Origin of the sequence: uncultured Marixanthomonas sp., from assembly GCF_963974425.1 — a bacterium.
Taxonomy (GTDB): Bacteria; Bacteroidota; Bacteroidia; order Flavobacteriales; family Flavobacteriaceae; genus Marixanthomonas.
Genome location: NZ_CAXBCK010000047.1, coordinates 1 through 22,931 on the forward strand (window position 1 = coordinate 1; position 22,931 = coordinate 22,931).

26 protein-coding genes and 1 tRNA gene are annotated in these 22,931 nt (G+C 33.8%); 17 read left to right on the forward strand and 10 right to left on the reverse strand.

Going from position 1 to position 22,931, the window contains the following annotated elements; genetic code table 11:
* Positions 1-247: 247 nt before the first annotated feature.
* The 9 genes from AACZ92_RS13115 to AACZ92_RS13155 all read left to right on the forward strand — a co-directional run bounded on the left by AACZ92_RS13115 (position 248) and on the right by AACZ92_RS13155 (position 7,110).
* Positions 248-772: a hypothetical protein gene (locus AACZ92_RS13115; protein ID WP_339702123.1), complete on the forward strand. Its 525-nt coding sequence runs from the start codon at positions 248-250 to the stop codon at positions 770-772.
* Between the two features lie 92 nt (positions 773-864).
* Positions 865-1,311: a DUF1572 family protein gene (locus AACZ92_RS13120; RefSeq protein ID WP_339702125.1), complete on the forward strand. Its 447-nt coding sequence runs from the start codon at positions 865-867 to the stop codon at positions 1,309-1,311.
* Positions 1,312-1,313: 2 nt separating this feature from the next.
* A complete protein-coding gene (locus tag AACZ92_RS13125) occupies positions 1,314-1,580 on the forward strand; it encodes a hypothetical protein (protein WP_339702127.1) in 267 nt (88 codons plus the stop codon).
* 167 nt (positions 1,581-1,747) lie between these two features.
* Positions 1,748-3,370: a S41 family peptidase gene (locus AACZ92_RS13130; protein ID WP_339702129.1), complete on the forward strand. Its 1,623-nt coding sequence runs from the start codon at positions 1,748-1,750 to the stop codon at positions 3,368-3,370.
* Positions 3,371-3,475: 105 nt separating this feature from the next.
* Positions 3,476-4,306 (forward strand): sterol desaturase family protein, encoded by an 831-nt coding sequence (locus tag AACZ92_RS13135; protein WP_339702131.1) that lies wholly within the window; start codon positions 3,476-3,478, stop codon positions 4,304-4,306.
* Positions 4,307-4,366: 60 nt separating this feature from the next.
* Positions 4,367-4,738 carry a hypothetical protein gene (locus AACZ92_RS13140; protein ID WP_339702133.1) on the forward strand — a complete coding sequence of 124 codons (372 nt, stop codon included), beginning with the start codon at positions 4,367-4,369 and terminating at the stop codon, positions 4,736-4,738.
* A 446-nt stretch (positions 4,739-5,184) separates the two neighbouring features.
* Complete coding sequence (locus AACZ92_RS13145; protein WP_339702135.1) at positions 5,185-5,799, forward strand: hypothetical protein; 615 nt, start codon at positions 5,185-5,187, stop codon at positions 5,797-5,799.
* A gap of 3 nt (positions 5,800-5,802) precedes the next feature.
* On the forward strand, positions 5,803-6,429 hold the full coding sequence (locus tag AACZ92_RS13150; protein ID WP_339702137.1) for a hypothetical protein: 627 nt from the start codon (positions 5,803-5,805) through the stop codon (positions 6,427-6,429).
* 27 nt (positions 6,430-6,456) lie between these two features.
* Complete coding sequence (locus AACZ92_RS13155) at positions 6,457-7,110, forward strand: hypothetical protein (protein ID WP_339702139.1); 654 nt, start codon at positions 6,457-6,459, stop codon at positions 7,108-7,110.
* Here the strand turns inward: AACZ92_RS13155 and AACZ92_RS13160 are convergent, their stop codons facing one another.
* The 4 genes from AACZ92_RS13160 to AACZ92_RS13175 all read right to left on the reverse strand — a co-directional run bounded on the left by AACZ92_RS13160 (position 7,111) and on the right by AACZ92_RS13175 (position 9,692).
* Positions 7,111-7,551, reverse strand: a complete 441-nt coding sequence (locus tag AACZ92_RS13160; RefSeq protein WP_339702141.1) for a GNAT family N-acetyltransferase — start codon at positions 7,549-7,551, stop codon at positions 7,111-7,113. It lies immediately after the preceding gene.
* An 11-nt stretch (positions 7,552-7,562) separates the two neighbouring features.
* Complete coding sequence (locus AACZ92_RS13165) at positions 7,563-8,474, reverse strand: cation diffusion facilitator family transporter (protein ID WP_339702143.1); 912 nt, start codon at positions 8,472-8,474, stop codon at positions 7,563-7,565.
* 15 nt (positions 8,475-8,489) lie between these two features.
* Positions 8,490-8,921, reverse strand: coding sequence for a ribose 5-phosphate isomerase B (rpiB, locus tag AACZ92_RS13170; protein WP_339702145.1), 432 nt, complete (start codon positions 8,919-8,921; stop codon positions 8,490-8,492).
* 531 nt (positions 8,922-9,452) lie between these two features.
* Positions 9,453-9,692: a DUF2007 domain-containing protein gene (locus AACZ92_RS13175; RefSeq protein ID WP_339702147.1), complete on the reverse strand. Its 240-nt coding sequence runs from the start codon at positions 9,690-9,692 to the stop codon at positions 9,453-9,455.
* A 107-nt stretch (positions 9,693-9,799) separates the two neighbouring features.
* On the opposite strand from AACZ92_RS13175, the gene rnr reads away from it, so the two are divergent.
* From rnr to AACZ92_RS13190, 3 genes are read left to right on the forward strand one after another with little or no spacing between them, the layout of a single operon-like run.
* Positions 9,800-12,007, forward strand: a complete 2,208-nt coding sequence (rnr, locus tag AACZ92_RS13180) for a ribonuclease R (RefSeq protein WP_339702148.1) — start codon at positions 9,800-9,802, stop codon at positions 12,005-12,007.
* Between the two features lie 53 nt (positions 12,008-12,060).
* Positions 12,061-12,735 (forward strand): head GIN domain-containing protein, encoded by a 675-nt coding sequence (locus AACZ92_RS13185; protein ID WP_339702150.1) that lies wholly within the window; start codon positions 12,061-12,063, stop codon positions 12,733-12,735.
* A gap of 34 nt (positions 12,736-12,769) precedes the next feature.
* The gene (locus tag AACZ92_RS13190; RefSeq protein ID WP_339702151.1) at positions 12,770-13,504 is read left to right on the forward strand and encodes a LysE family transporter; all 735 of its coding nucleotides are present in this window, start codon (positions 12,770-12,772) and stop codon (positions 13,502-13,504) included.
* Between the two features lie 37 nt (positions 13,505-13,541).
* Here AACZ92_RS13190 and AACZ92_RS13195 read toward each other — a convergent pair.
* Positions 13,542-13,612: transfer RNA gene (locus tag AACZ92_RS13195), tRNA-Cys, on the reverse strand.
* Between the two features lie 56 nt (positions 13,613-13,668).
* Complete coding sequence (folB, locus tag AACZ92_RS13200; RefSeq protein ID WP_339702153.1) at positions 13,669-14,025, reverse strand: dihydroneopterin aldolase; 357 nt, start codon at positions 14,023-14,025, stop codon at positions 13,669-13,671.
* A gap of 126 nt (positions 14,026-14,151) precedes the next feature.
* Here folB and AACZ92_RS13205 point away from each other — a divergent pair, with 126 nt between their 5' ends.
* Positions 14,152-15,834 (forward strand): glutamine--tRNA ligase/YqeY domain fusion protein, encoded by a 1,683-nt coding sequence (locus AACZ92_RS13205; protein WP_339702155.1) that lies wholly within the window; start codon positions 14,152-14,154, stop codon positions 15,832-15,834.
* Here the strand turns inward: AACZ92_RS13205 and AACZ92_RS13210 are convergent, their stop codons facing one another.
* Together AACZ92_RS13210 and AACZ92_RS13215 are read right to left on the reverse strand one after the other, a co-directional pair.
* Entirely contained in the window at positions 15,835-16,584 is a 750-nt protein-coding gene (locus tag AACZ92_RS13210) for a DUF2181 domain-containing protein (protein ID WP_339702157.1), read from the reverse strand. It abuts the gene before it with no gap.
* On the reverse strand, positions 16,571-17,920 hold the full coding sequence (locus AACZ92_RS13215; protein ID WP_339702159.1) for a sulfatase-like hydrolase/transferase: 1,350 nt from the start codon (positions 17,918-17,920) through the stop codon (positions 16,571-16,573). Before AACZ92_RS13215 ends, AACZ92_RS13210 begins: the two co-directional genes overlap by 14 nt.
* A gap of 522 nt (positions 17,921-18,442) precedes the next feature.
* Here AACZ92_RS13215 and AACZ92_RS13220 point away from each other — a divergent pair.
* Genes AACZ92_RS13220 through AACZ92_RS13230 form a run of 3 tightly spaced genes read left to right on the forward strand, consistent with a single transcriptional unit; the run spans position 18,443 to position 19,501 of the window.
* On the forward strand, positions 18,443-18,820 hold the full coding sequence (locus AACZ92_RS13220; RefSeq protein WP_339702161.1) for a YtxH domain-containing protein: 378 nt from the start codon (positions 18,443-18,445) through the stop codon (positions 18,818-18,820).
* 1 nt (position 18,821) lies between these two features.
* Positions 18,822-19,253, forward strand: coding sequence for a phage holin family protein (locus AACZ92_RS13225; protein WP_339702162.1), 432 nt, complete (start codon positions 18,822-18,824; stop codon positions 19,251-19,253).
* Positions 19,250-19,501, forward strand: coding sequence for a DUF6327 family protein (locus AACZ92_RS13230; RefSeq protein ID WP_339702163.1), 252 nt, complete (start codon positions 19,250-19,252; stop codon positions 19,499-19,501). The genes AACZ92_RS13225 and AACZ92_RS13230 overlap by 4 nt, the downstream gene beginning before the upstream one ends.
* 57 nt (positions 19,502-19,558) lie before the next feature.
* Here the strand turns inward: AACZ92_RS13230 and AACZ92_RS13235 are convergent, their stop codons facing one another.
* A complete protein-coding gene (locus AACZ92_RS13235; protein WP_339702164.1) occupies positions 19,559-20,551 on the reverse strand; it encodes an SPFH domain-containing protein in 993 nt (330 codons plus the stop codon).
* Positions 20,552-20,631: 80 nt separating this feature from the next.
* Between AACZ92_RS13235 and AACZ92_RS13240 the strand changes: the two genes are divergently transcribed.
* Positions 20,632-21,288, forward strand: a complete 657-nt coding sequence (locus tag AACZ92_RS13240; RefSeq protein ID WP_339702166.1) for an outer membrane beta-barrel protein — start codon at positions 20,632-20,634, stop codon at positions 21,286-21,288.
* Positions 21,289-21,331: 43 nt separating this feature from the next.
* On the opposite strand, the gene gltX is transcribed toward AACZ92_RS13240, so the two are convergent.
* Complete coding sequence (gene gltX, locus AACZ92_RS13245) at positions 21,332-22,840, reverse strand: glutamate--tRNA ligase (RefSeq protein WP_339702168.1); 1,509 nt, start codon at positions 22,838-22,840, stop codon at positions 21,332-21,334.
* Positions 22,841-22,931 lie beyond the last annotated feature (91 nt).

The window sequence follows — 22,931 nt, forward strand, 5'->3', positions numbered from 1 at the left end:
GTTTTGGTGAACTTTAAAGATACTGGATCCACTGCTTTTTCATCGATGCTATAAAAAATAGCGCGAGTCATTGCTAACACTAAGGCTTGGGCATTTTTGGAAAGTCGCCAAATTTTTAAATTTGACAAATTCCCAAAAATAAAATAATTAGTAAATTTAAAAATTCGGCTTGTGTATAATCCGAAAAGTTATCGCTTATTTTCAGCGCTACTTTTCATATACGAGCCGTTAACAACAAAAATCCCAATTGAACAAAATTCCTGGAATAAAACTTCTAATTGGATTACCAATTTTATTTTTGGCATTTCTCTTGCTCATGGAGAGACCATGGGATAATCCATCTATGAGAGAGGTTTATTTGAAAAAATATCAAAATAAAAAAATCGGAATTGTAGAAAAAACAGATCTTTGGAAAGGTTGCGGACTTAATATTAAATTCGAAAACTCTGATAGAAGATATATTTCTTTTAAAAAAGATAGTGCTTCATTTTCTATTGGAAATGACTGTGAAATTAATAAGCAAATACGCCGAAAAGATTTCTTTCAAAAAATACCTAAAAGCAATAAATGCTTTATTATTAGAAAGGACAGTATAATGTTATTTGATTGTGAAACAAATTTGAACTTTATCATTAAAAATTTTAAAGTTCCAATATCTGAAATTAATGGTTGGAACTTAGATAAGAGCTATAAATGGTTTAAAATGCCATATGCTCCAATAAAAAAATATTTACATAGAGAATATTACGAAAAATACAAAGCTGATAAATAAAAAAGTAGGCTAATTTCGTATCCTATAGAAGGTAATAATTCAGTTTTTTAAACTAGCTATTAACAGCAATTTCATAAAAGCAACTTATTTAAATGAATACAGACGCATTACTATCATTTTTTGAAAGAGACTTAAACAAGTTAATTACTGAAATAGAGCTTTATAAAAATGAAGAAACTATTTGGCGAGTAGAAAAAAACATTGCTAATTCAGCAGGGAATTTAACGCTACATGTAATAGGAAACTTGCACACCTTTATTGGAAAAGAAATAGGAAAAACAGGCTACGTAAGGAATAGAGAACTTGAGTTTACTCAAAAAAATGTTTCAAGACAAGAATTGATTGATGGTATAAAGGATACCATAAAAATGGTTAAGAATTCACTTGCCTCAATTACAAACGAAGATTTGAAAAAAGAGTATCCTGTTATGAAGTTTTCAAAAATAGAATCGACTGAATATTTATTAGTTCATTTAACTACTCATTTAACGTATCATCTTGGGCAAATAAATTATCATAGACGATTAATGAATCAATAAAAATGCCAATAGAAGGAGGAAGACTTAACGCACATAAAGCTCGGCAAGAGGATTTTCGAAGAAGAAAGGACGGTCGAATAAAGGGTGATACTATCATTAGATCGAAAGACAATGACAAAATTGATTTTGAAAAAGTTAATTCTGCTAAATTGAAAAGAATAAAGAGTGAGATAAGAAGTAAAGCAAAAAAGAATCGTAAAATCGAAGTTGTCTTAATACTAATTCCATTATTAATTGCGTTACTTATTTTCTATTGGTTTACTAGCTAATAGTAGTATTAATACCTACTTATAGCAATCTGTAGACTCACTTACAGCAGAATTTTTAACGAAATTCAAGACTACTTGCTTGCTTTCTAGTAAAGCGAAAAGGTTTGTGTATATTTAAACGGTAACTGCTTTTGCTGCCTGCGTTAGCCATTTTTAAAATAAAAATCATGAAAAAGAAAATCTTTATCCCAATAATCGCCGTGGTTATCATGTTTACAACGGTGAGCTTTAAAAGTGATTTCTTTGAAATTGCCAAACAAATAGAAATCTTCACCACACTCTACAAAGAACTAAACATGAACTATGTAGACGAAGTAACACCCGCAACTTTAATGGATAAAGCCATTAACGGAATGCTGGAAGATCTCGATCCATACACCGTGTATTGGAACGAACAGGAGGTAGAAGATGGCCGCATACAAAATTCAGGTACCTATACCGGGATTGGAGCTTCGGTTAAAACCACGAAAGATAAAATTACCATCATTGAACCTTTTGAAGGGTACCCGGCCGACAAAGCTGGGTTAAAAGCTGGTGACGAACTCGTTAAAATTGGCACGACACCCGTTGCAGGTTTTGATGGTGACGCTGGAGAGCTCTTAAAAGGTTCAAAAGGTAGTTCAGTTGAAATCACTTATAACCGCCAAGGAAAAACACAAACCACGATGCTTAAACGTGAAAAAGTGGGAATAGAAGCGGTGCCGTTTTATAAATTGTTAGATGATAACATCGGTTATATTGTTTTGAGTAAATTCAACCGAAAAACAACCCAAGAAACCAAATCTGCTTTAGAAGATTTAAAACTACAGGGCGCCAATAAATTGATTTTAGATCTTCGTGGAAATCCTGGTGGACTCTTAAACGAAGCGATTAACGTAGTTAATTTATTTGTGAATAAAGGCGAAGTGATCACCACCACAAAATCGGTAATTGAAAAATACAACAAAGTGTATAAAACACAATTTGATCCTGTAGATACAGAAATTCCGTTGGTGGTATTGGTTAATGGTCGTAGCGCATCGGCCAGTGAGATTGTTTCCGGTGGTTTGCAAGACTTAGATCGTGCTGTGGTAGTTGGAGCCCGTAGTTTTGGAAAAGGCCTTGTACAACGCCCTAAAAAGCTTACCTACGGCACCCAATTAAAAGTGACAATATCTCGTTATTACACACCAAGCGGTCGTTGTATTCAAGCGTTAGATTATTGGAACCGTGACGAAAATGGCGATCCAATTCGAGTAGATACCGAAGAGTATAACGAGTTTAAAACAAAAGGAGGTAGAACGGTGTACGATGGCGGCGGAATTATGCCAGATGTGGAAGTGGAAACGGCAAAATTTAGCCCCATTACTACAGCCTTGCTAAAAGATATGGCGATTTTCGATTATGCGACACAATATTACTACTCACATCAATTAGAAGATTACAATACATTTGAATTTACCGATAGTGATTTCCAAAATTTTGTGACTTATTTAAAGAAAAACGGTTTTGAATATGAAACTGAAACCGAAAAAGAATTTGCTGAAGCCTTACGAAGAGCGGAAGATGATGATCTTAAAGATGAAATTCAGCAAGGGTACAACCAATTAATGACTTCTATTGATAAAGCCAAAGAAAAAGCATTAGTTTCTAAAAAAGCCGAAATAAAATCGTTGTTAAGCGACGAAATTTTAAAGCGTTATTTTTACCGAGAAGGAATGTACAACTATCACCTAAATCACAATCCTGAAATTTTAGAAGCTGTTTCAGTTCTTACTGAAGGAAATCGATATGAGAAAATTTTAAAGTAATTTATATGAATGGTGGTTTCGATACAATTTTCCATTGTTTTTAACGATGAAAAAACCACTCAACCACCTAGTAGTCGAAACCAATAGAACTGTATATTTATTTCAATGCAAGACTTCTTAACCTTTTTTGAAAGCATGCCTATCTGGATGAAAGCCGGCTGGGTATTTTTTGTGTTAGCGCTATTTTGGGTTCTAGAAGGATATTACAGTTTAATAAACTTAAAATACAAGAAGTGGAAACACGCCAAAACCAATCTTATTTTATTAGGTTTTGTGATGGTTATCAATGCCGTTTTTGGTATTGCAACCGCTGCAGTATTTATTTGGTTGAATGATTCACAATTTGGTTTATTACATCTTTTTGAAGCACCCATCTGGGTTGAGTTGCTATTTTCACTTTTAGTTTTAGATTTTATCGCACAATACGGCGTGCATTATTTGTTGCACAAAGTTCCGGCTATGTGGCGGTTACATATCGTGCACCATAGTGATAAACACGTTGATGCCACGACTGGAACTCGCCATCATCCGTTCGATTTTATTATTCGCGAAACCTTCGCTCTTATTGCAGTCGTGATTATGGGAATGCCAATCGCTTTCTATCTATTTTACCGTATTTTAAGCGTACTATTCACGTATTGGACGCACGCCAACATCAGTTTACCGGCTTGGTTGGACAAAAGTATAAGCTATCTATTCGTAACACCCAATATGCACAAGTTTCATCATCATTACCAACTTCCCTGGACAGATAGCAACTTTGGGAATATGTTTTCTATTTGGGATCGCTTGTTCGGCACATTTGTCTATGACGATACCAAGAAAATTCAATACGGAGTAGATTTAGCAGACCATACAGACGATGAGAATATCTTCACACAATTGGGAATTCCTTTCAACAAAACAGTTGTTTCTAAAGGAAAAGAACCTCATTAAAACATCTTATTAACATATTTTTAATAGAGATACTGCTTAAATTTTCGTATAATATGGGTTATGGTACAAAGAGACAAGCAGGAAAACGACGACGTTCTTAAAGAATCCGTTACGTATTTAGAAAACAAAGGATTTGAGAACATTAAAGCCGATATTGAAGGCTATGAGACCCCTAAGTCGTACAATAAAAAAGGAAGTGATATAAGCATCACCCCAGATATTGTAGCGGAACGAGCAGGAATTAAGCACTACTTTGAAGTAAGCTTAAAGTCTGATAGAACAAATTTATTAAAGTCCAAGTGGCGCTTTTTAGACGTATTAACTCGTATGCGAAACGAGCGTTTTAAAATTATTACAAGACGGGGGCATTATAAATTTACTAATGAAATGCTAGATCATTTAAATATGGAAAAAAAGCTGATTAAGCTGTAACACCATATTTATACTAGTCCTTATACTACGTATATAAGGTTGTTAGTAAAATGTAAACCTTGAAAAATCACTGCTAAACTATCAAATGATAGAAAATGCAGTGATTTTTTGTATTAATAAAAGCATGCTCCTTCCACAAACAATACTATGAATTTACCCAAACAACAGTATTTCCTCTAAAAATAGGATTACACCTTCTTTTTACCCTATAATAGATTACGGTATTCTTCAAAAATTACTCAAAATAGATACAGTAACACAACTTTATTATAATTTAAATTTGTTTAAGGTCCATCTATTATTCATAAACATGGTGTATTTGGCATAATTATTGAGAGAAAAGACTTACAAAATACTTATTATTTTAATAATCAGAGACATAAGTAATATAAAACTTGCATTTTATCGATAAAAAGTGTTCTTTTGTCTAATATTTATATTTTAAAATGAATTGGATTAAAAACATTTCTCTTTACTTTTTCTTAGCTGCCTCATTTGTAGCGGAAGCTCAAGATGGAGCGGTAGGTATAGGCACGACATCCCCCAGAGTAAAACTTGAGGTTGCTGGAGGTATGCTTATTCAAGAATCTATAGAGGTTATAGAGATAAATGCGCTACAGGATGATGATACCTCTACATTTCTGGTACAAGATGCTGGAAACTCAGTTCGTACCTTAGACGTAAGTAACCCCACTGGAGCCGCCTTAGGGTATATTCAAGTGTATGAAATTTACAACCCTAATGAAGACTGGATATTAAACTTTGATACGGGCGTAGATTCAGACAATTTTGTAATGAATACTATTTCTTCCTATTACGATCGAGAATTGGATATTGGCACTTATGCTTCAATCCCATATACGTCCGCTTATATTGAAAATGGGACGTGGCATATTATTTCAGATTATCCTTCAGCTAATAATGTAGATGCTGCAGAATTAGGAACCTGGGTAATTACAACTTTAATTTATTCGAAAGATTTGTCGAAACAACTCGGCGAGGTTCGAATTCCGTTAGGAGGTAATACCAGTGGTAGTGCTCCTTCCCCTATAATCAATTAAATTATGAAACAAGTAGTACTTCTATATTTCCTTTTTACCATATCACCTTTCTTTGCGCAAGTAGGAATAGGAACAATTAACCCACAAGCAGATTTGCATGTAAATGGGTCAATGTTGGTGCAAGATGAATTTAAAATTACCCCTTCTTTACCTGTAGTTACTGCTACCGATGAAAATTTTAAACTGGTTACTAGATTGACAAACTCTTCTCCCGTTGGTGAAGTAAACATACTTAATGTAGATAGCTTAAATGTAGCGCCTATTAATATTGTGAATTATGAATTCACCAATTTAGAAGGAGATAATATGACCGACGTAAACCTTCAATATGACACGAGCAAGTATATTGTAGGGGTTTCAAATTTTCAATACATTGGAGATGCTGTACGAAAGCAGACCAGTACCAATGCTAACTCCATAGGAACCTTTGTAGTTAGAACGTTTGAAAATGATGGAACTTGGCATATTGAAATACGAAATCGCTTTTTAGATATAACTTCTGGTTCTGTAAGTTATAAAGTCACATTAATAGTGTATGATAAGTCTTATTTTAAAAACCTACCTGTTATAAATACAAACTTAAATGGTTCAAATACTGGGACTGCCTCATCAGTCCCCGATTTAAATTAATTTTATTTTTATAAAAGCCCCCCTTATATGAAAATTAAACCTACTTATGTACCCTTTTTAGCTATGCACTTACTTTCCTTTATTATGGAAGGTCAAGTGGGTATTAAAACCCAAAATCCACAAGCTACATTAGATGTTAATGGAGATGTTCGTGTTGAAAAGAAACTGTATTTAGAAAATCCTGGAGATTTTGGAATAATAAGAGGGTCTAATCTTCTTATACAAAAAACAGACCTTCAAATTGCCCAGTACGATATAGAAATAAGCAAATATGGCCCTATAAATTACGCTCAATTTATTTTTGAAAATGTGGGTGATCCAGGTATTACTTTTTATGATACTAAAATATCTACAGAGCATTACTTAGTAACCGTACAAGGATATTATTTTCTAGAAAACGGAACTAATGCAACAAGTGTCGTTTCGTACAGTGACAATGGTGATGATTATGTAGAGGGATATCAAATATATGCTTATAAAAGCCCGGCCACCAATACTTGGTTTATTAAAGCTGTTATTAACAATGGTGGATTCAGAAATAGTACCGAAGTTATTAATGTAGATATGTATCTCAATCTTATTATTTATAGAAATCGCTTTATTGCTAAACAAATTACTAACCGCGTTGTAAACTTAGGTGGTAGTGCAACAGGAACAGCAGCACTTCCTGCAGGATTTTAATTAAGCTGTAATCATCGCAATATGCGGAATACCATCTTCTAAGTATCCTTCGCCAATGGGTTCAAAACCATGAGATTGGTAAAATTTAATTAAATATTGTTGAGCCGAAAGCTTTATGTTTTCGGTATGATACTTTTTTTTTATGGCCTTTTTTGAAGCTTCCATAATGTCGTGACCATAGCTAAATTTTCGCTGATCTTTAGCTACAACAACTCTTCCAATAGCAGCTTCTTCAAAATAAAATCCTTGTGGAAAACAACGGGTGTACGCAATTATTTTTCCTTCTTTTTTTCCAATAATATGTAGGGCTTTTGCGTCTTTCCCATCAATATCTTGATATACGCAATCTTGTTCTACGACAAATACTTCAGAACGAAGCTGTAATATATCGTGCAGTTCATATATAGATAGGTCTTCAAATTTTTTGATAGTAATTTCCATTAAGTTGTTTTTTAATCCTGAACAATAATTTCTTTCGGATCGTCTTTTTGAAATTCTGGTTGAATATTTACGTGATTGATTCCGAAGTCATCAAACAGTATTTTTTCTACTTTTTCTAAGATAGCATCAAATTCTGAAAGGGTTAAATCTTTAGAAAATTCCATATGTGCTTCAAGATGTGTTTCTTGTTCATTAAGCTGCCATACGTGAATATGATGGATGCTTTTTACTTCAGAAATAGTCGTTATTTTTTTACTGATACGTTCCAGTTTAATATCCTTGGGCGTAAACAACATTAATACATTGAAGGAGTTTTTAAGTAAATCGATACCCATCACTAATAAATAAACAGCAATTAAAACAGTAAGCGCACTATCTACCCAAAACCACCCGAAATATTTCATTAATAAACCACCTATTAGAACGGCTACTGAAGCAGACATATCGGTAAACAAATGTATATACGCCGAACGCATATTCATATTCTCTTTCGAATCCTTACGAAGTAATAACACACTAAAACCATTCGCTACAATCCCCAACACAGCCAGCCAAATAACTAAACTGCTTTCTATTTCTTGCGGATTTATAAATCGTTTTATAGCTTCATAAATAAGGTAAACCGCCACTACTAAAAGTGTAGCGGCATTTACAAAAGCGGCAATAATTTCAGCACGTTTATAACCAAATGTTTTATCGAAAGAAGCTTCTTTTTTTGAATATCTATCTGCCACATAACTTATAACCAGTGAAGTGACGTCACTAAAATTGTGCAGCGCATCACTTAACAAGGAAAGACTACCAGAAATTAACCCACCTATTACTTGCGATACGGTTATTACAATGTTTAAAACAATTGTTAGTAACAGCTTTCTTCCTTTTAAACTGTTATGATCGTGTGTATGTGTAGGTGAATTAGACATAAAAAAAGTAGCCGGTTATGAACAAGCTATCTTTTCAACACGACGTTGGTGGCGACCGCCTTCAAATTTTGTTGTAAGAAACGTTTTTACCATTTCCAATGCTTGTGGTTCGCTTGTAAAACGAGCTGGAATACTTAATACATTTGCATCGTTATGCTCTCTAGCCAACGCTGTAATTTCTTTGGTCCAACATAAAGCTGAACGTACTTTTTGATGTTTATTAGCAGTCATATTTGCACCGTTACCGCTACCGCAGATAATGATACCAAAATCTACTTTTTCGTTTTCTACATCGTCTGCAACTGGGTGAACAAAGTCTGGATAATCTACACTTTCTTCACTATCGGTACCGTAGTTAATAACTTCGTAACCTTCTGATTGTAAATAATTTGAAATGGTATTTTTGTAATCTGTGCCTGCGTGATCGTTTCCTATTGCTATTTTCATGGTGTTTATTTTAATACAAAGATAATTGTATTATTACATAATAAAACGGTTATAATTAAAAATCAATTGTTTACGTTTTATTAAACTTCAGTTCACTTTATAGTTAACAACTGTGTTTACATTTGTTAATAGTTTAGCAAGAAAAAAAGTTGTGAAATTGGATTATAAATTCCATATGCTTTTTAATATTTCAAAAGCAAATTTTAACTTCATCTTTTTTGACCGAGTTATCAGCATCGAAAAGTAAGTTTCAAACAGATATTTCAGAAATACATATTAAAAATACGTTGTTAACATGGATTGTTGACAGCTGTTAATTATTGTGCCTATTCTTTTATTTTTCAGAAGAAAACATTCTTAAAACTATGTTAACAACCTGTACAAAATAACCTATAACTTAAAATCAAAATAAAACTTCAAAAAGTTATGCTACATATTAACACACTATAATAACCATCATTATTTATTTTAAAATTTTAAAAAAGAAAAAAGATGAATATTATATTGTTAATAAGGTTGAAAACTTTAAAATTAAACGATTCTCATTTTTGAAGTGTTATCAAAATCTTTGATGATTTCTCGAGCTCGCGCTGCGTCTTGCTTGTGCACTTGCAAACGAATCCCGCCAATTGCGTTAGAGTAAAAAGGAAAAACACTCGCCATGGTTTCGTTTAAAAAAACATGCGGTATGTCATGCTGTTCTAAAAGTAAAGCGAGAACAGCATATTCACTTTGATAGGTGAAAGTAGCAACGGTTATAAAGTTTTCCATAGCTTAAAAATTGCTTTTTTGAAGCCTTACTAAGGTACTAAATCTTTCCTAAAGGAAACACGCTATTATCTTAATAATAGTACATTTACATTAATTAAAATAAAACAATGCCAAAAAGAAAAACGAAGAAGAAAAACAATAAAATAAAAGGGCTTGGAGAAAGCATTATAAAAATACTACGAAAAGCGAATTCCAAACCTTATAACTACAAACAAATAGCGGCTAAATTAGGATTAGATGATCCTAACAGCCGTAACCAAATTACCAAAAAAATAAAGCAATTAACTGCTAAAGGAACCATCAACGAAGTGGAACGAGGAAAGTATGTTATTGCCCCTTCTAAAAATTACTACACGGGTGTGGTCGATATTACCAGCCGTGGACAAGGATATATTATAGTTGACGATCTTGAAGATGATATTTTTGTTAGTAATAAAAATCTAAACAAAGCCTTAAATGGAGATGTGGTTGAAGTCTATGTTTTTAAACGTAAAAAACGTGGTAAAGCTGAAGGTGAAATAACCAATATTATACAACGTAAGAAAACTGAGTTTGTTGGAACCATCGATATTCACGAAAATTTTGCTTTTGTTGAAATCAACGATAGCAGTATGTATACCGATATTTTTGTTCCGAAAAGTAACATTGGAGAAGCAAAAGGTGGTGAAAAAGTATTAGTTGAAATTATCGATTGGCCCGAAAAAGCAGATTCGCCATTAGGTCAAGTTAAAAAGGTGTTGGGAATGCCTGGGGAACACCATACTGAAATTCATTCCATTTTAGCACAATACGGATTGCCGTATGAATTTCCACATGAAGTGGAAGAATATGCTAATCAATTAGATACATCCATTCAAGAAGACGAAATAAATAAACGTCGTGATATGCGCGATGTGTTAACTTTTACCATTGACCCAAAAGATGCTAAGGATTTTGATGATGCGTTATCTTTTCAGAAATTAGAAAATGGTAATTATGAAATAGGAATTCACATTGCCGATGTTTCACATTACTTAAAACCTGGAACCGTTTTAGACGATGAAGCTTATGAACGTGCAACCTCAGTGTATTTAGTAGATCGCGTGGTACCGATGCTTCCTGAAGTATTATCAAACAATGCGTGTTCGCTTCGCCCTAACGAAGAAAAATATACGTTTTCAGCTGTTTTTGAAATAGATAATCAAGCGAAGGTTAAAAACCAGTGGTTTGGACGAACGGTAACCTATAGTGATGCTCGTTTTGCGTATGAAGAAGCACAGCACGTTATTGAAAATCCAGAAGCTAAAGAACACGAAATACCGGCTAACATTTCCATTACTGATAAAGAATATACGGTAGATTCAAATATTGCTTCGGCAATTTTAGAAATGGATCGATTAGCTAAAATATTACGTACAGATAGGATGCGTCAAGGAGCTATTTCGTTTGATAAAGTAGAGGTAAAATTCAAATTGGATGAAAACAACGAACCGGAAGGCGTTTATTTCAAGGAAAGTAAAGATGCAAATAAACTAATTGAAGAGTTTATGTTGCTTGCCAACCGTAGCGTTGCCGAATTTATAGGAAAACAAAATCCGCCAAAAACATTTGTATACCGTGTACATGCCGAGCCAGATGATGAGAAAATCGCCGCTCTGGAACGAATTATCCAGCGTTTTGGTTATAAACTGGATACTAGAGATCCTAAAAAAACTGCCAATTCTATCAATAAATTATTGAAAGATGTCGTTGGAAAAAAAGAACAAAACTTGGTCGATGTTTTAGCAATTAGAACGATGAGTAAAGCGGTTTATACCACAAATAACATTGGTCATTATGGTTTAGCGTTCGATTATTATACACACTTTACATCGCCAATTCGTAGGTATCCAGATGTGATGGTACATAGGTTGCTACAGTCTTATTTAGATAAAAATAAATCAGCCAACCAAGATGAATACGAAGATAAATGTGGTCATTCCAGCGAAATGGAAAATCTTGCCACAAATGCAGAACGTGACAGTATAAAATACATGCAGGTTAAATACATGTTAGACCACGAAGATGAAGATTTCTTAGGTGTAATTTCAGGTGTGACCGAATGGGGAATTTATATTGAAATAGTTTCCAATAAATGTGAAGGAATGGTTCGTTTAAGTGATTTACGTGACGATCATTATGTATTCGATAAAGATGAATTTGCAGTAGTTGGTCAGCGAACTCACAACAAATACACATTAGGAGACGAGGTTTATGTAAAAGTGAAAAATGCAGACTTAGTTAGAAAGCATTTAGATTTTACGATGTTGGGTAGTAAAAAAGAAATTGAAAAGTAAGTGTAACATTTCAATTATAAGCTACTCTTTATAAAAAACCAAACCACTTAATTATGAAATTAGTATCTACAATTCTTATCGCGTTCATAACCTTTTCAGCCTTTTCTCAACGTATGGTTGAGAAAAATATAGGTGATTTTGATGAATTAAAAGTATTCGATTTAATTGAAGTAAATTTAATTCCTTCAGAAGAAAACAAAGTTGTTATCAAAGGTGAAAACACCGAAAGTGTTAAGATTATCAATGACAACGGAAAATTAAAAATCCGAATGCAATTAGACGAACGTTTTGATGGAGAAGAAACCTTTGTTGAAGTTCACTACACTGATGTTGATATAATCGATGCCAATGAAGGAGCTATAATTGTTGCTAATGAAGCAATAACTCAAAATAAAATTGAATTACGGTCGCAAGAAGGAGCAAAGATTCGAGTAGGTTTAAAAGTAAATTATGTTGAAATGAAAGCCGTAACTGGCGGAATAATTGAAGCTTCAGGATTAGCAAAATCACAAGATATTACTATTAGAACGGGTGGTATCATTGAAGCAATGGATTTACAAACACAAGATACCAACTTAAAATTGTTTGCAGCTGGCGAAGCTGAAATCAACGCTAGTGAAAAAGCAAATATAAAAGTAACTGCAGGCGGCGATGTTACCGTGTATGGAAACCCTAAAGAAGTAAAGAAAAAGAGTTTTGCAGGCGGTACTATCCGTATTGTGGATTAATAGTTAGCTAAAGCGTTTTCAACTATAAACTTATTTGTACTTTTACAATACTATGTTTGATGGTATTGGATACGCAGCTTTTTACGGGTTCCTACTTGCTTTTGCAGTAGGCCCTGTCTTTTTTACACTCATTGAAACCAGTATTACTAAAGGTTTTAAAGCAGGAGTGTTCTTTGATTTAGGAGCAATCTTCGCAGATATTGTCTTTATTGTCATAGCTTATTTTAGTACTAGTAAAATCTTGGATAAAGTAAAAGATGATCCAGGATTATTAATCTTTGGAGGCGCTGTTTTAATAGCCTACGGAATTATATCATACATCCGTACCAACCGTTCCTTTTTTAAAATAGTACGAGAACATTACGGAGTCAAGGTTAAAAAGAAACTAGGAAGTTTATTTTTAAAAGGTTTTTTACTGAATTTTGTAAACTTTGGTGTGCTAGCAGGTTGGATAGGTACTATTATTATGGCAAATGCCTTAACTAATTCTGACAACGGTGTATTTTTCTTCCTATTAACCGTGTTGATCACCTTTTTCTGTACCGATCTATTAAAAATTACATTAGCTAAAAAGCTCAAAAATAAAATGACACCCCGTTTTATTATTAAAACAAAAAAATGGGTGAGTATTTTAATTGCAGGCTTTGGCGTAGCATTATTATTACAAGGAATTTTTCCTGATGAAATGCAATCCAATTTAGATAAAATTCCAGGTCCGAAGCATCCATTAGAAAAACCTATTCCCCCGGTAGAAGACCCTATTCAATAAAAAAACCTTCAATCTAGTAAGAAAGAAGGTTTTGTTGAGGCATCGAGCGGATTCGAACCGCTGTACAAGGTTTTGCAGACCTCTGCCTAGCCACTCGGCCACGATGCCAGTAAGGTTTGCAAATGTAAAAAAATTAAACTGAATTTTCCTAGTTTAAATTGAAATTAGCGAGAAGAGGACATTGTAACACTTACTTCGGCAATATCACCACCAATAGGAGGATTTATTTTTGAGACTCGAACACTCACAGCATCAACTAATTCAATTTCATTTAATATAGTATCAATAATACGCTGGCCTACTTGTTCTAATAGTTTGGAGCGAATTGCCATTTGTTCTCTCACTATTTTTTGAAGATGAACATAGTCTACAGTATCGCCTAACTCGTCAGTTTTAGCTGCTTTTGATAGATTTGCACTAACTTCTAAGTTTACAATGTAGTCACTGCCTATCTTTTCTTCTTCAGTAAGGCAACCGTGATTAGCAAAAATTCGGATATTCTTTAAGCGTATTGTACTCATGCAAATTGTTTTTGCAAAGATACTTTTTTTACCTTTGCTACTTGCCTATTTATAAATAGGCTAACCAATAAATTCTATTTACATTTAACTAGTTATAATTCCTTGTATAGGAACAATATACCAATCATGGCAAAAGAAGAAGCACCGCTTAATTTTATCGAGCATATAATAGAAGAAGATTTAACAACAACGCATATCCAAGACGAACTTCGGTTTCGTTTCCCACCAGAACCAAATGGGTATTTGCATATTGGTCATGCTTCTTCCATTTGTTTAAATTTTGGTCTAGGCGAACGCTACAAAGCACCGGTAAATCTACGTTTTGACGATACAAACCCAGCAAAAGAAGAGCAAGAATTTGTTGACGCTATTAAACGTGACATTTCTTGGTTAGGTTTTGAATGGGCGGAAGAACGTTATGCTTCAGATTATTTTCAAGAATTATACGATTGGGCTGTGCAATTAATTAAAGACGGGAAAGCGTACGTAGATTCCCAAACGTCTGAGCAAATTGCTGAACAAAAAGGAACACCAAATTCACCAGGAATAGAAAGTCCTTTCAGAAATCGTCCAGTAGAAGAAAGTTTAGATCTTTTCGAAAAAATGAAAAATGGCGAACTAGGAGAAGGTAAACATACGTTGCGTGCTAAAATAGATATGACTTCAGGAAATATGTTGATGCGCGACCCGGTTATGTACCGCGTGTTGCATAAAAGTCACCATAGAACGGGTACCGATTGGAAAATTTTCCCAATGTACGATTGGACGCACGGAGAGAGTGATTACATAGAGCGCGTATCACATTCATTGTGTACACTTGAATTTCTACCCCATAGAGAGCTTTACGATTGGTTCTTGGACCAAGTACACGAAAAAGACACGTTACGCCCTAAGCAACGAGAATTTGCCCGGAGAAACTTAAGCCATACGGTGGTGAGTAAACGTAAATTGGCAAAATTAGTAGAAGAAGGTGTTGTTGATAGTTGGGATGACCCAAGAATGCCTACCATTTCAGGATTGAGAAGACGTGGTTACACGCCAGAATCTATTAAAAACTTCGTAGATAGTATTGGCGTAGGGAAACGGGAGAACGTAATTGATGTTTCGCATTTAGAATTTAACGTACGTGAAGATCTTAATAAACGAGCGCCTCGTGTGATGGCAGTTTTAAATCCTATAAAATTAGTGATTACCAATTATCCTGAAGGCCAAACTGAAATGCTTGAAGCTGAAAACAATCAAGAAGATGAAAGTGCTGGCTATCGAGAGGTTCCTTTTTCGCGTGAATTGTATATTGAAAAAGAAGATTTTAAAGAAGAAGCCAATAGAAAATTCTTCAGATTAACGCTAAACAAAGAAGTTCGTTTAAAAAATGCCTATATCATCAAAGGAGAAAGCGTTGTAAAGGATGCTGAAGGAAATATCACCGAAATACATTGTACCTACGATCCTGACAGTAAAAGTGGAAGTGGTTCTGAAGCTTCAAAACGTAAAGTAAAAGGAACGTTACATTGGGTTTCAGTAAAGGAAGCACTTCCTGTAGAAGTTAGACTATACGATCGTTTGTTTACTGTAGCTTCACCAGATGCTGACAAGGAAAAAGATTTTATGGAGTTTATAAATCCAAATTCTTTAGAAGTTATCACAGCGTATGCGGAGCCAAGTTTAAAAAACCTGGAAGTTGAGGATAAAGTTCAATTTCAGCGATTAGGATATTTTGTTGTGGATAAAGATACTTCCGAAAAAAAAATCGTTTTCAACCGTACGGTTCCATTACGTGATTCTTGGGGGAAAATAGACAAGAAGTAGCTATCTATTTCCTTTAAATGATCTAAAGGTGCTCAACACTACTTTTACTGTGGTGTCGTTCAACAATTCTCGTATTTCAGTATAATCACATACTGTACAAGCTCCTGTGGCCCAAAGGTACTTTGTACGTTTAGGAAAGTGATTTTTTAAAACTTCATAATCCTTATAACTAGCCGAAATACCTACCAAAGTATCGGTAGCTAAAAATTCTTTCACGGTTGAAATATCTGTTTTTAAAGCCTGCGATTCTTTTTTATACATTTCGTAAGGCAAGTAATAACTTGTCATAAACCCAGATTGTTGAAAAATGGCGAGTGCTTCGGGGTGTTTGGTTTCAACTAAAATCGTTTCAAAAGGATAGTTTAAAGAAGAAAAAATAGAAGTGAGTTTTTCGTGAATTGATGTTGCGTTTTCAGCATTTAAATTTTTAATATCTAACCACAAATAAGGTTTTTCATCGGGTTTTAAAGTGGAAAGATAATCGGTAAAAGTTAAATCGATACTTTTTGCAGGCGGATGGTTTACATCAAAACTATTAGTTTGTTTTTGGTACACTAAATCTAGTTCAATTCCTTTAAAAAAAGTAGTAGCGGAATTGAGTTTATCGGTCGAGTTTACTCGGTGCGCCCAAACTTTATCGTAATGTCCTAAAAATTCAATTTTATAAGGACTGAATTTATAAGCATACCGTAACACAACCAACCCAAGTATGGAAAACAAGATGATTTTTATTTTTTTACCGCGCATCATAATCTTCGCCTTTTTTAATTATTCTGGGTCGTGATTTAAATGTTTTACTGAAAATGCTTCGGCTTAAGTCCTTTTTATCAAAATCGATATCACTAAGGTGGGAAAATGTATGGATAAAATCTTCCAAATTATATTTTCTAGTGGTAATTTCTTCTCTTCTTCCGAAGAAGGAATGGTTCTTTTTATAGCTTTCTGAAGCCCAAAAAATAAAAGGCACCTCGTACATAGGTTTGGTGCCATGAAACTCGTTATGGCCCAAAAACGTTTGGCTAGTATCAAAAACATCATCACCGTGATCTGAAAAATAAAGCACGTAACTATTTTCTTCTTTACGTTGCGTCATTTTTATAACAGCATTGACGATTGAATCGTTGTATCTTACAGCATTATCATATTCATTTATGGTCTCGACGGCGTTTGCTGTTTTACTAAATGTAGTGTTAGGATTATCTTTAAAATACGTTTTATTTTTAGGGTAACGATAACCATACCTACTATGTGTACCAATTAGATGCACAAAAATGACCTTCTTTTTTTCTTTGTCGTTTATCGCTTTGTTTATGTAAGGTAGTAACGCTTCGTCATAAATTGATTCGGAATAATTATCGGTCGCTACGTAATTTTTTACCGTTGCAGCACCAGAAATTAAAGTAGGAATACTTTCATGAATACCTACAGGTCTTTGGTTCGAAATCCAATAGGTTTTAAAACCGGCTTGGTTGGCTAATTGCACAATAGATCCGTTTTTCTTTTTATTGGGTTCTTTAAAGTTGGAAAGCGTGCAAATTTTCTCAAGTGAAAGTATGGTATGCACGTTTGGACTGATAACACTGTCAAATATCAATAAATTATCTTTGATTGCAGATAATTTAGGGTTTGTTTCTCTGCTATAGCCATATAACTGTAGATGTCTACGTGTTGTAGATTCACCAATAATTACAATGTAGGTTTGTTGATTTTCTGAGGTGCTTATAATATTGAGATTTTCACTGCTTTTTTTAGCCAGTTGTCCTTTCAACACTTTTTTAGTTGCTTTGTATTCATTATAAGCATTATAGCTTTTATAAAGTATGTTTTCTTCAGCAAAAGTTCTATTTATAAAGTAAACTGAAAGACCAATAACTGCTAAAGGCACTACAAATAAAACTATAGGTCTTATTTGTACCTGAAAAGGCTTTTGGTAAACACTGAAAAAACTTCTTTTTGAAAACAAAAAGAAAGATATAACAGCTATAAATAGAAGCATAAGCATAGCTAAAGCCAACGTATATGTATCTAAGTAGTAATATAAAAACTCCGATGCTTCGGTATTATTGGTTTCAAAAATAACAAACAAGGCAGAGGCGCTTAATTTTACACCATAATGATGATAAAAACTAATTTTTACGAATGCCAGAAATGATAATAAAATGATTGAAAAGAAACTAAAGCCTTTTCTTAGAAACTTTGGTAGAAGGAGTACGATGCAAATTAAAAACAGGGTCATAACTGTAAACCCTATAACTTCTTTTAAATAAAATTTTAATTGAGGAATTAAAAAGTAACAGCTTACCCAAACTACCAATATTGGAAAAACAAAAAACAGTACTATTTTCAGCACTGAAATCAGCACATTTTTTATTATCTTAAGAAAATGCATAGGCGGCAAATGTAAAACAATTGAATGAATTAAATACAACACCTTGTTTTAACCTTTTGCATATAATAACAAGTAAAAATTAAGAGTTTTTGGCAATAAAAAACCTATTTTAAGAATACTTTATTAGTAATTTTTTGAGTATTAACCGGTTGTTAACAGCAACTATAATGCTACTTCCGTAACTTTGTTTTTATAAACATTAACTAATAAACATATACTATGGCATCTAACACAGGACAAACACTCTTGGCTTTATTAACAGGAGCAGCAATTGGAGCAGGAATTGGAATATTATACGCTCCAGATAAAGGTTCTAAAACTCGAAAGCAAATTAGTAAAGAAGCTAAAAAAGCTCGTAAGCAATTAGATAAACAAGTTAAAGAAACCTCAAGTAGCCTTAGCGAAAAAGCTCAAAAAGCACGTTTAAACTTCGAGGAAAAACTTGAATCAACATTATCTTCAGCTAGTTACAAAGCAGATGATATATTATTGGCTATGGAGGACAAATTAGAAACACTTCGTAAGCAAAACGCAAAATTACAATTGGAAACCGAGAAAGAAAAAGCAAAAACTAAAGCCAAAAAAGCAACATCATAATATGGCTTTTGACCGTCTTACAGAAAGTTTACATACCGTAAGCGATAAACTTCAAGAGTACGGAACTAGTACGGCGGAGTATTATAAGCTCCGTTTGTTTAAATCATCTATGAAAGGTGCCATATCTCTTGTTAATTTATTGGTATTTGGTAGTTTTTTCTTATTCGTACTTCTATTTATTTCCATTGGCGTCGCCTTGTGGTTAGGTATTGTTATGGAAAGTAGTTTTGCAGGGTTTTTAATCGTGGGGGGATTTTATGGATTGGTAACATTGTTTCTAGCATTTTTTGGAAGAAAAATAATAGAACGTAGTTTACTAATAAAATTTTCTAAATTATTGTATGATGATGATTCAGATAAAGTTACGGTTGAGAAACAGGTAAAAAAAGAAGCAGAGAATTTTAAAGAAACTATTGAAAATCATCAAGAATGAAACATTACAGTACTTTTGAAGAGATTGATAGAGATTTAAAATATTTAAAACTTAAATCTCAAATAGATAAAGAAGAACTCAAGCTTAGCACTAATACTACTAAAGAAACCTTTAGAGATAGTTTTTCTCCATTAAATATGATAGCAAACATGGTTGGATCAATTGCTCAAAAAGCGTTGGTGGTAAAAATTGCTAACAGTATTTTAGGTGTCAAAAAAGTGAAAGAAGTAGAAGATAAAGACTATTAAATAGTTTTTCACTTTATAAAAAAAGAAAGCCGCTAAATTTTAGCGGCTTTTTATATTTTAGAATTCTACATCGTCAATGTTATCAGCTGGTGGTGGCGTACGTTTTTTTCGTTTTTTAGGAGTTATTCCCTTCGCTTCATTTTGCTTTTTCATTTCTTCTCCTATTTGATTACTGGCTACAAACGAAGCTATCATATCGTTCAACATATTACTTCCGGCCTGAGGCGAGTTAGGTAGCAAAATCAAGTTGGTATTTGTTTCTTCTCCAATAGATTGTAAAGTGTCGTAATGTTGTGTAACCACAATTAATGCCGAAGCTTCTTGCGAATTAATCCCCACATTATTTAAAACATCTACACTTTCTTCTAGACCGCGCGCAATTTCGCGACGTTGATCTGCAATACCTTGTCCTTGCAAACGCTTACTTTCAGCCTCTGCACGTGCTTTGGCAACGATTTTAATACGTTCTGCTTCCGCTTCATACTCTGCTGCTACCTTTTCACGTTCTGAAGCATTAATACGGTTCATAGCCGCTTTCACCTGTACATCGGGATCAATATCAGTTACTAATGTTTTAATAATATCGTACCCATAATCAATCATCGCATCGTTCAATTCTTCTTTTACAGCAATGGCAATATCATCTTTACGTTCAAAAACATCGTCTAATTTCATCTTTGGTACTTCAGCACGAACTACATCAAAAACGTAAGATGTAATTTGATCATGTGGATTTTCAAGTCTATAAAAAGCATCGTATACTTTTTCTTTAATAACTTGAAATTGCACTGAAATTTTAAGCCTTACAAACACATCATCTTTTGTTTTAGTTTCCACTAGAACATCTAATTGTTGAATTTTTAGGTTAATTCTACCTGAAATTTTATCGAAAACTGGAATTTTAAAATGTAATCCTGAATTTCTAATACTTAAAAACTTTCCAAAACGTTCTACAATTGCTGCAGTTTGTTGTTTTACAGTGAATATGCCCGAAAGCATAATAAAAAAACCGATAATAATAATCGGTATTAAAAGAAGTAAGCCACCCATTAGTTAATTTTTTTTAATTGAATAATTAGTTGAAGATACAAAAATAAAGCTACTTTTAGCTTATATAAATTTACCACACTATGAGTATTAAAAACCTCTTTATTGTTACCGTACTAGTATTTTCTTTTCAACAACTTACGGCTCAACGTAATTTTAATGAATATAACCGTTTAGGAATCAATGGGGGTCTAACGTTGTTTGATATAAACACTTCAGACCTTACAACGAAGCAGGGACAAGGTTTTTCAGCAGGTTTTACTACTAGAGGTTCTTTTAGAAATAGCTTTGACCTTATCTACGGAATAAATTTTACACAATCCAATATTGAAGTTTTAGGAAGTAATTTAACCGACTCTCAATATATTAAGTATTCCATTTTGGCAGCTCAAATAAATTTTCTTGCGAGTTATAATATTGTTGAACATCATTTAAGCCTTGAATTTGGACCAATTTTAAATGTCAATGGAAAAATGGAAATCGATGACAATGCCTATGAAGACTATATTCTAGACGGCTATACCACTGTTAGAGCACAAGATATACAAGAAATTTCAACATTTAATTTTAGGCTTATGGGTGGCCTTACTGCTGGGTTAAAAAGTTTTAGATTAGGTGCTCACTACCAATATGGCCTTACTAATATGCTTAACAATTTGAATGATAAGGATATATCTGAAATAGAAGATGTTAAGGGAAATAGCTCTACTATTATCCTCTCAGCTGTACTTTATTTTTAAGTCATCTCGATGAGAGGAGGGGTGTGCTCTCTAAAATCTTTACTTACATACTATAAATCGCCTTTTCAATGCGTTTAATACTTTCTTCTTTTCCAAGAAGTGAAGCGATTACAAACACATCGGGACCTTTCATTTCACCAACTAACGATAAGCGTAATGGCATCATCACTTTTCCGAAGCCTATTTCATTATCAGTAATCCAACCTTTTACTTTATCAGATACATTGGCAGCGGAAAAATCTTCCACTTCCTTCATAAGTGAAATAACGTTTTGAAGCAGTTCTGATGTACCTTCTTTAAAGGCTTTTTTAGCTGCTTTTTCATCGTACGTTTCTGGAGTGACAAAGAAAAAGCTTCCTTGATCCCAAATATCTTCTACAAACGTAGCGCGCTCTTTTAGTAAAGCAGTGATTGTTTCAATTGGAAGAGAGGTTTCAATTCCTTTATTATTCAATAACTCTTTAAATTGTCCGGCTAAAATACCGTTATCAACTTCTTGTAAATAATGGTGTTGAAACCATTTTGTTTTTTCAGGATCGAACTTCGCACCAGCTTTGTTTACACGGTCTAAATCGAACGCTTGAACCAATTCTTCCAAGCTAAAAAGCTCTTGTTCTGTTCCCGGGTTCCAACCTAAAAAAGCTAACATATTGATAACGGCTTCAGCCCGATATCCGTCTTCTCTATAACCAGAAAACGTGTCGCCTTCAGCAGTTTTCCACTCTAAAGGAAATACCGGGAAGCCCATCTTATCTCCATCACGTTTGCTTAATTTACCTTTACCAACTGGTTTCATAATAAGCGGTAAATGTGCGAATTTAGGCGCTTCCCAACCAAATGCTCTATATAACAAAACGTGAAGTGCCAAGGAAGGTAACCACTCTTCACCACGAATTACGTGTGTGATTTCCATTAAATGATCATCTACAATATTTGCCAAATGATACGTAGGCATCCCATCACTTTTAAACAATACTTTATCGTCTAGAATATTGGTGTCAATCTGCATGCCGCCACGAATTATGTCTTTTAAATGAAGCGACTCGTTTTCCGGTGATTTAAACCGAATTACATAATCTTCGCCGGCATCTAGTTTTTGCTGAACTTCTTCTTTTGAAAGCGATAAAGAGTTTTTCAGTTTTAATCGGTTGTGCCAATTATAGATAAAGGTTTTTCCTTCGGTTTCGTGGTTTTTACGGTGTTTATTTAACTCTTCAGGGGTATCAAAAGCATAATAAGCATTCTCTGAAGCGAGCAACTTATCGGCATATTCTCTGTACAAATGCTTGCGTTCACTTTGACGATACGGACCGAAACCTCCATCTTTTTGAGGACCTTCATCAAAAGGAATATTTAACCAATCTAAGGCTTCAATTATATATTTTTCAGCACCTTCAACGTAACGAGTTTGGTCGGTATCTTCTATACGCAACACAAAATCACCATCGTGTTTTTTAGCAAACAAATAATTGAATAAAGCAGTGCGAACACCACCAATATGTAACGGTCCTGTAGGACTTGGAGCAAAACGTACACGAGTTTTTTGAGCCATGGATTGTAAATTTTATTAGGTTGGCAAAGGTAATGAATCTGTAAGAGAAAGTTTTGTGGGAATTTGTATCTTTTGCACTTAAAAATCAATA

Excerpts from the sequence above, each read along its gene's own strand:
- AACZ92_RS13230 (WP_339702163.1), top strand. The coding sequence starts at position 19,250 with ATGAAACATTACAGTACTTTTGAAGAGATTGATAGAGATTTAAAATAT.
- AACZ92_RS13205 (WP_339702155.1), top strand. The coding sequence starts at position 14,152 with ATGGCAAAAGAAGAAGCACCGCTTAATTTTATCGAGCATATAATAGAA.
- AACZ92_RS13125 (WP_339702127.1), top strand. The coding sequence starts at position 1,314 with ATGCCAATAGAAGGAGGAAGACTTAACGCACATAAAGCTCGGCAAGAG.
- rpiB (WP_339702145.1), bottom strand. The coding sequence starts at position 8,921 with ATGAAAATAGCAATAGGAAACGATCACGCAGGCACAGATTACAAAAAT.
- AACZ92_RS13135 (WP_339702131.1), top strand. The coding sequence starts at position 3,476 with ATGCAAGACTTCTTAACCTTTTTTGAAAGCATGCCTATCTGGATGAAA.
- AACZ92_RS13120 (WP_339702125.1), top strand. The coding sequence starts at position 865 with ATGAATACAGACGCATTACTATCATTTTTTGAAAGAGACTTAAACAAG.
- gltX (WP_339702168.1), bottom strand. The coding sequence starts at position 22,840 with ATGGCTCAAAAAACTCGTGTACGTTTTGCTCCAAGTCCTACAGGACCG.
- AACZ92_RS13175 (WP_339702147.1), bottom strand. The coding sequence starts at position 9,692 with ATGGAAAACTTTATAACCGTTGCTACTTTCACCTATCAAAGTGAATAT.
- AACZ92_RS13185 (WP_339702150.1), top strand. The coding sequence starts at position 12,061 with ATGAAATTAGTATCTACAATTCTTATCGCGTTCATAACCTTTTCAGCC.
- AACZ92_RS13160 (WP_339702141.1), bottom strand. The coding sequence starts at position 7,551 with ATGGAAATTACTATCAAAAAATTTGAAGACCTATCTATATATGAACTG.
- rnr (WP_339702148.1), top strand. The coding sequence starts at position 9,800 with ATGCCAAAAAGAAAAACGAAGAAGAAAAACAATAAAATAAAAGGGCTT.
- folB (WP_339702153.1), bottom strand. The coding sequence starts at position 14,025 with ATGAGTACAATACGCTTAAAGAATATCCGAATTTTTGCTAATCACGGT.
- AACZ92_RS13220 (WP_339702161.1), top strand. The coding sequence starts at position 18,443 with ATGGCATCTAACACAGGACAAACACTCTTGGCTTTATTAACAGGAGCA.
- AACZ92_RS13210 (WP_339702157.1), bottom strand. The coding sequence starts at position 16,584 with ATGATGCGCGGTAAAAAAATAAAAATCATCTTGTTTTCCATACTTGGG.
- AACZ92_RS13130 (WP_339702129.1), top strand. The coding sequence starts at position 1,748 with ATGAAAAAGAAAATCTTTATCCCAATAATCGCCGTGGTTATCATGTTT.
- AACZ92_RS13165 (WP_339702143.1), bottom strand. The coding sequence starts at position 8,474 with ATGTCTAATTCACCTACACATACACACGATCATAACAGTTTAAAAGGA.
- AACZ92_RS13140 (WP_339702133.1), top strand. The coding sequence starts at position 4,367 with ATGGTACAAAGAGACAAGCAGGAAAACGACGACGTTCTTAAAGAATCC.
- AACZ92_RS13150 (WP_339702137.1), top strand. The coding sequence starts at position 5,803 with ATGAAACAAGTAGTACTTCTATATTTCCTTTTTACCATATCACCTTTC.
- AACZ92_RS13155 (WP_339702139.1), top strand. The coding sequence starts at position 6,457 with ATGAAAATTAAACCTACTTATGTACCCTTTTTAGCTATGCACTTACTT.
- AACZ92_RS13235 (WP_339702164.1), bottom strand. The coding sequence starts at position 20,551 with ATGGGTGGCTTACTTCTTTTAATACCGATTATTATTATCGGTTTTTTT.
- AACZ92_RS13240 (WP_339702166.1), top strand. The coding sequence starts at position 20,632 with ATGAGTATTAAAAACCTCTTTATTGTTACCGTACTAGTATTTTCTTTT.
- AACZ92_RS13145 (WP_339702135.1), top strand. The coding sequence starts at position 5,185 with ATGAATTGGATTAAAAACATTTCTCTTTACTTTTTCTTAGCTGCCTCA.
- AACZ92_RS13225 (WP_339702162.1), top strand. The coding sequence starts at position 18,822 with ATGGCTTTTGACCGTCTTACAGAAAGTTTACATACCGTAAGCGATAAA.